Below are 6214 nucleotides of genomic sequence, written 5' to 3'. Positions count from 1 at the left end.
CCGGGCCGGGGGGGGGCGGGGGGGGGGGGGGGGGGGGGGGGGGGAGGGGGGGGGGCGCGGGGGGGGGGGGGGGGGGGGGCGGCCCCGGGGGGGGGGGGCCTCCCGGGGGACGGCCGGTGCCTCCGGCGGGTGGCCGGCGCCGGGCGCCGGCCCGGACGCCGGGGCGGAGGCGTCGTTCCCGGCGGTTCCCCCGGCGGCTTCGCGCGCCGCCGCCAGGGCCTCGTCCAGCCACCGCCGCCCCGGTGGGGACAGGCGCCCCGCGAGGCGGGCGTGCAGGTCCCCGGGCGGAACCGGGGGTTCCCCCGGAGTCCCGGGCGCTCCACCCGCCGGACCTGACGGTACGGCACCGGACGGCTGCCCCTCCGGGGGTACGGGTGACGGCGCCGGCGGCATCAGCGTCCTCCTGTTCCGGAGCGGGCGGGACCGGGGGCGGGCTCCCGGCCGGGGATCCGCCCGGCGGGGTCCGGGGCGCGGCCGGAGGCGGGGGGAACGGTTCCGGCCACGGCCACCGACGCGGCCTCCGCCTCGGCCCGCGCCAGGAACACCCGTGAGCGGCGCGCGAGTTCGGGTCCCCGGTGGGAGTCGCGCGGCAGTTCGACACCGACCAGGCCCTGGTATCCGCTCTCCCGCAGGGCGGCGAGCACGGGCGGGAAGTCGATCTCGCCCTCCCCGAAGGGCAGATGCTCGTGCCTCCCGCGCCGCATGTCCTCGATCTGCACGTGGCGCAGCCAGGGCGCGGCCTCCCGTACACAGTCCGCGGGCGGGAGGGGCTCCAGGCACTGGCAGTGGCCGAGGTCCAGGGTGAGGCCCACGGCGTCCGGCGCGGGGTCCCCCAGCTCGCGCCGGAGCCGGTGGAAGCCGCCCAGGTCGCCGAGGAGGTGGCCGGGCTCGGGCTCGACGGCGAGGGGGACACCGGCGTCCGCGGCGGCCTCCACGACCGGGGTGAGAGACTCGGCGAGCCGCCGCCACCCCGTCTCCTCCGCCACACCGGCGGGGAGGACGCCGCTGAAGCAGTGCACGGCGTGCGCGCCGAGGTCCGCGCCGACGCGTACCGCCGTGAGCAGCAGCCCGGTCCGCGCGCGCCGGGCCTCCGGGTCGTCGTCCAGCAGGGCCGGCCCGTGCTTGCGGCGCGGGTCCAGGACGTAGCGGGCGCCCGTCTCCACCGTGACGGACAGGCCGTGCCGGGCGAGGCCGCGGGCGGCGCGGGCCGTGCGCTCGGCCAGACCGGGGCCCACGGGGTCCAGATGCATGTGGTCGAGCGTCAGCCCGACGCCGTCGTAGCCGAGATCGGCCAGGAGGGCGAGCGCGTCGTCGAGACGGAGATCGGTGAGGCCGTTGGTGCCGTACCCGAACCGGAGCGCGGGCGCGGCGCCGGGCCGGGCGGTGGGTCCTGCGCCCGGTACGGCGGTGGGCACGGTGGTGCGGTCCGGGCCGGGCTCACCGCCGGGAGCGGGTGACGGGCCGGGAGCCGCCGGGGCGGGCCGGGCCGGCGGGAGCGGCGCGTCACGGGGGGCGGATCCCGGGTCCGGCGGGTCCGCCGGCGGCGGGAGAGCGGTCATGTGGGGCTCACCTTCCGGGACAGCCGGCGGGCCGGCGGCACCAGCGCCAGCAGGGCGGCCGTGGTGCCGGGGCGGCCCGCGCGGGCGGCGAGCGCGGCCTGGAGCGGGATCATGGCGCGGATGCCGCCACCGACGGCCCGCTGGTAGAGGTGCGGCGACGGGTTGAGCGCGGCGTGCAGGAACGGGCGGGCGGCGGTCGCGCCGTAGACGGCGGCGGCCAGCGACCGCACGGCACGTTCCGGCCCCGCGGCACGCGCCGCGGCCGGCGCTTGCGCAGCGTCCACCGGCCTCTGCGGCCGCGCGGTGGCGCCGGCCGGATCCGGGCCGGGATCCGTGGCGCGGTGGCCCGCGCGCCCGGGGGCGGCCGACCGGGCCACGGCCGCCACGACGGCCAGCGCGCCCAGCGGCAGCGCCGTCGAACCGCCCGTCGTCTCCCGGCGGGAGACGAGGGTGACGGCCGCGGTGTGCGCGGCGAGCAGGGTGGCGGCGGACAGCGCCCGCCGCGCGGCGTCACCCGCGGGCGTACCGCCCGGGCGGGGCGGGAGGGCGCCCCCGGTGACCGGCCCGGGGGGTGCGGTGTCCGCGCCCGGCCGGGACGGGGAGGCGGGGGACGGTCCCGGCGGCGCGTGGCCGGTGCCGGCGACGGCCGCCGCGCGGGCAGGGGCGAGCCCGCCGCCCGGTACCGCGCGGGTGTCCGCCGGCCCGTGCGCCGGCCGCCCGGTCAGGGGGCCGGGCGGCCTCCCGGGCCGGGGTCCCGCCGCCCGCGTGACGGTGGCCACCGCGCCGAGCAGCAGGTCCAGGCCCCGCGCCGCGGCCATCGCGGCCGGGCCCGCCGCGGTGTGCTTGAGCCGCAGGTCGTACGCCCAGACGGTGCCGGCGAGCGTGGTGGCCGTGAGCAGCGCCGGACGCCCGGCGGCCGCGGCGAGCCCCAGTCCGGCCGCTGTGAGCCCGGCGGCGGCGCCGAGGGCGGCGGCGGGGCTGATCCGGCCCGAGGGCAGCGGGCGGTGCGGTCGCTCGGCCGCGTCCTCGTGCCGGTCGGACCAGTCGTTGAGCGCCATGCCCGCCTCGTAGAGGCAGAGGGAGGAGCAGACCGCGAGGGCCGTGCCCCGGTTGGGGGCGTACCCGGCCGCCGCGGCACCGGCGAGCCCGTCGCCGGGAACGCTGAACAGGGCGGAGACACGCAGGAGTTCGAGCCAGGCCCGCGCCCGGCCGCCGCCCCGCCCGCCGCCCCGCCCGCCGGACCGTCCGCCGGACCGTCCGGTGGCTCGCCCGGCGGTCCGTCCGGCGCCTGGCACGCCCGCGCCACTCCCCCGCGCCCCGGGGCTCCCGGCACCCCCGGTCCCGGCGGGACCGGTCCGGGCGGCGGGCGTGCTCCCCGTGGTCCCGGGGGTACCGGGGCCGACGGGGACGGTGGTGTCCCCGTCGCCGCGGCCGGCGTCCGGCCGGGGGTGCGCGCCGCCCAGTTCGGTCAGCCGGGGCACGCGCCCCGCGGGCGGGCGGCCGTTGGCGCCGCCGGAGGGGCCGGGGAACCGCCCCGGCGGGTGACCGGAAGCCGTCATCCGTCCTCCCCCAGCCGGCCGGCGAGGCCGAGGAGTTCGCCCCACTGTTCGGAGAGGCCGGAGGGCCCGGAGTCCGGGTCCTTGAAGTAGAAGCCCAGGCCGGGCACGGGCCCGGTGATCCCCTTGGCGTGCGCGGCGGCGGTGAGGCGGGCCAGGTCCAGCACGAGCGGGGCGGCGAGCGCCGAGTCGCACCCCTGCCAGATGGTCTGGAGGACCATGCGGGAGCCGAGGAAGCCGTCGAAGGCGATGTGGTCCCAGGCGGTCTTCCAGTCACCGAGCGCCGGGACGTCGTCGATGTGCACCTCTCCCTCCGGCACGGTGCCCAGGGTGTCGGCGAGGACGCGCTCCTTGCCGGCGTTCTTCGCCGCCGCGGCGGCCGGGTCGGCGAGGGCCGCGCCGTCGCCCCCGCCGAGCAGGTTGGAACCGGACCAGGCGCGGACCCGCAGCGCGCGGTGGAGGAACATCGGCGCCAGGACGGAACGGAGCAGCGTCTGGCCGGTCTTGCCGTCCCGTCCCGCGTAGGGCAGGCCGGCGTCCGCGGCCGCCTCGGCCAGCGCCGGGTGGTGCAGCCCGGTGGACGGGGTGAAGTTGACGTAGGGGCAGCCGGCGCGGAGGGCGGCGGCCGCGTAGAGGGAGCTGGCCGGCAGCCGGCCGGTGCCGGGGGCGGGCGCGGGTTCGGTGGAGGCGACGTTGACGACGACGACGCGGTTCAGCCCGCGATCCGCCCGGAAGGCGGTGAGGTCGGCGGCGAAGGCGCCGATGAGTTCCTCGTCGCCGCGGGTGTCGCCGGGCAGCGGGCCGCCGGGGCGGATCGCGGCGTCGGCGGCGGCGAGTTCGGCCCGGACGGCGGCGGGGAGACCGTGCGGCAGGACTCCGCCCTCGGCGAGGGCCTCGGCCCGCTTGGGCAGCGGGCAGGTGGCGGTGTCGTGGCCGCCGAAGACGAGGGTGTCCAGCGGGGGCAGGCCACACCCGGCGAAGGGCGGGGTCTCGGTGACCATGCCGGTCGGCGGGTGCAGCCCGGCCGCCAGCGCGGCGGCCCCGGCGACGGTGGTGACCGCCACGGAGCCGCGCGCGCCGACCAGCCACACGCCGGTGCGCGGCCGGGCCGTCCCGCCGGTACCCGTCCGGCCCGTGTCCTGCCGGTCCGGCCCGGGGCGCCCGTCCGGCCCGTCCGGCCCGGACGGCGGTACGGCGGGCCGGCCGCCGTCGGTGGCCTGCGGGTCGCCGGGCCGGGGGCCGGTGGGGTGCGGGTCGTGCGTCACGGGCTGCCTCCCTGGGGACGGGCGCGCGACGGGGGTCGCGCAACGGCGGGCACGCCGGGGCGTGCGCGGGCGGTACGGGTGGTGCGAGCGGTATGGGTAGTGCGGCCAGTACAGGTGGCGCGAGCGGTGCGGCCGGTTGCGGCGGCCCCGTGGTGCGCGGGGCCGCCGCGGGAGCCGCGCGGCGTCAGGGGCCCTTACGAGCCCTGCCGCAGCTTCTGGACGCGGATGTTGCGGAAGGACACCTCGTCCTCGTCCCCGTGGTTCTGCAGGCCGATGTGGCCGTTGCGGAGACTGCGCCGGGGGTCCCGGTTGACGAAGTCGTTGACGAGCACGCCGTTGAGCAGGACCTGGAGGCGTTCGCCCTCGACCCGGATCTCGTAGGTGTTCCACTCCCCCGGCGGGTTGAGCGCCCGGTCACGGGCCTCGATGTCGGCGGACTGCACCCCGTAGATCGCGCCGGTGGTGCGGTCGGCGGCGTCGGTGGCGTCGATCTGGATCTCGTACCCGCGCTCGACGGCCGACCAGGGGTCCTCGGAGGCGGGGAAGCCCACGAAGACGCCGGAGTTGTCGTCGCCCGCCATGCGCCAGTCGAGCTTCAGGGAGTAGGACTGGAAGGGCTTGCCGTACCAGAGCAGGCCCATGCCGCCGGAGGAGGTGAGGGTCCCCTCGTCCTCGGTGAAGGAGCCGGGGCCGGCCTGGCGCCAGTCGCCGAGGCCGGCGGCGGCCCCGTCGTAGAGCGGGGTGTAGCCGCTCTCCGGCCGGCAGTCGGCCTGGACGGCGCCGGTGGCGTAGCGGATGCCGCCGAGGAGGTGGGTGAGGAACTCCGGTTCGGCGTACGACTCCTTGGTGTGGCCGCCGCCGGTGTAGAAGGCGCGGCCGCCCTGGTACTCCTGGCACCAGGCGATGGGGTGGTCCCCGTCCATGGTGCCGCCCTCGTACGAGGTCTCGTCCAGGCTGGCCAGGACGCGGGCGGTGTCCCGCGGGTTGCTGCGGTAGTTGTACCACTCGTCGGTGCGTTCCCAGGCGGGGCCGAGGTGGGCGGTGGCGGCGTGCGCCCGGTCCTCGACGGTGACGGTGGCGGGCTGGATGTGCGGGTGGCTCTCGAAGTAGGCGCCGGCGAGGCCGCCGTAGAAGGGCCAGTCGTACTCGGTGTCGGCGGCGGCGTGGATGCCGACGTAGCCGCCGCCCGCGGCGATGTACTCCTCGAAGGCGTTCTGCTGGTCGTCGCCGAGGACGTCGCCGGTGGTCGAGAGGAAGACCACGGCGTCGTAGCGGTCGAGGTTGGCGGCGGTGAAGTCCGCGGCGTCCTCGGTGGCGTCCACGGTGAAGCCGTGCTCGGTACCGAGGTTCTCCAGGGCGGCGATGCCCTCGGGTATGGAGTCGTGGCGGAAACCGGCCGTCTTGGAGAAGACGAGGATCCGGTCGGCGTCGGCGGTGGCGTGGTCGTCGCCGAGCGGCGCGGCGCTGCCGGGGAGGGCCATGGCGCCGAGCAGGAGGACGGCGGAGAGGGCGGTGGCGGTGAGGCGGCCGGAGAGCCGCCGGGCGGCGCGGCCGCCCGGGCCGGACCCGGGGGGCGGCGTGGGGCGGGTGGTCTGCCAGGGGGTGTGCACGGGGTGGTGCTCCTTCCTCCGGTACCGGGGAAGCGAGGGGGCGGGCCGGCCCGGCCGGTGGTGTGGCCGGCCGGGGCGGCGCGGGGACCGGTGGCGGGGGGGGGGGGGGGGGGGGGCCCCCCCCCCCGGGGGGGGGCGGGGGGGGGGGGGGGGGAGTGCCCCCCCCAAAGCAGGAAGGGGGGGGGGGGGGGGGGGGGGAGGGGGGGGGAGGGGGGGGGGGGAGG

At 79.6% G+C, this 6214-nt stretch carries 4 protein-coding genes; all 4 read right to left on the bottom strand.

Features of this window, described 5'->3' with window-relative positions; genetic code table 11:
- Positions 1-392: 392 nt before the first annotated feature.
- Positions 393-1559 carry a sugar phosphate isomerase/epimerase family protein gene (locus HCK00_RS26530; RefSeq protein ID WP_168104588.1) on the bottom strand — a complete coding sequence of 389 codons (1167 nt, stop codon included), beginning with the start codon at positions 1557-1559 and terminating at the stop codon, positions 393-395.
- Entirely contained in the window at positions 1556-2743 is a 1188-nt protein-coding gene (locus HCK00_RS26525; RefSeq protein ID WP_375782017.1) for a UbiA family prenyltransferase, read from the bottom strand. Before HCK00_RS26525 ends, HCK00_RS26530 begins: the two co-directional genes overlap by 4 nt.
- 371 nt (positions 2744-3114) lie before the next feature.
- Positions 3115-4206, bottom strand: a complete 1092-nt coding sequence (locus HCK00_RS26520) for an inositol-3-phosphate synthase (protein ID WP_168104590.1) — start codon at positions 4204-4206, stop codon at positions 3115-3117.
- A gap of 368 nt (positions 4207-4574) precedes the next feature.
- Positions 4575-5861: a ThuA domain-containing protein gene (locus HCK00_RS26515; RefSeq protein WP_168104589.1), complete on the bottom strand. Its 1287-nt coding sequence runs from the start codon at positions 5859-5861 to the stop codon at positions 4575-4577.
- Between the last annotated feature and the right edge of the window lie 353 nt (positions 5862-6214).

It is taken from the genome of Streptomyces zingiberis (genome assembly GCF_012034935.1).
GTDB classification, from domain to species: Bacteria; Actinomycetota; Actinomycetes; order Streptomycetales; family Streptomycetaceae; genus Streptomyces; species Streptomyces zingiberis.
Note: the sequence above shows the minus strand (reverse complement) of the source record. Positions and strands in the feature narration are given on the sequence as shown.

Coding starts and splice junctions, on each gene's coding strand:
- HCK00_RS26530 (WP_168104588.1), bottom strand. CDS start 1,559: ATGACCGCTCTCCCGCCGCCGGCGGACCCGCCGGACCCGGGATCCGCC.
- HCK00_RS26515 (WP_168104589.1), bottom strand. CDS start 5,861: ATGGCCCTCCCCGGCAGCGCCGCGCCGCTCGGCGACGACCACGCCACC.